This is a genomic window from Staphylococcus sp. EG-SA-2 (genome assembly GCF_017152085.1).
On record NZ_JACYHC010000105.1, the window covers coordinates 1 to 553 of the forward strand.

General features: G+C 31.8%; 1 pseudogene. It reads right to left on the bottom strand.

What is annotated here, in order from left to right:
* Window positions 1-207 precede the first annotated feature (207 nt).
* A pseudogene (locus IDG60_RS00875) lies at window positions 208-553 on the bottom strand (homoserine O-acetyltransferase MetX); the annotation flags it as partial.

The following is a 553-nucleotide window of genomic DNA, read 5'->3' on the forward strand; positions in this document are numbered from 1 at the left end:
AATAACTTTCATGTTTTATAAGTAATTAACATACTCATTTGAATCGCTTTTGTGTGCTTTCATTTTCAACATGATTATTTAATCCCACTACATAGCAATCAAGCTTGATTTAGATTTACAATTCATTACCACTCTCATGTACTCTAGATGTTTTTGAATATGATAGCTGTGATTTAGTGGCTTCATTCTTTGAAAATATATATATTATTACTTACGCTTAAAATGCTTTAAATTTAAGAAATGATATAAGTTAGGTGCCCAGGTACTAAAGTTTAGTAGGAATCCATCATGCCCAACATTATCAGGCACGAAGAAATGACGATGATATTTAAAACGTTCACCTAATGCACGAACTTGATCATCCGGATATAGCAAATCATCTATGAACCCCATCGTTAACACTTTTGTTTCTAAATTTTTAAAAACATGCGTTACGTCTGTGCGACCTCGGTCAATGTTGTGACTATCCAATACATCTAGCAGTGTCAGATAACAATTCAAATCAAAATGTTCTTTAAATTTATTACCTTGATGTTGTTGGTATGCGACTACT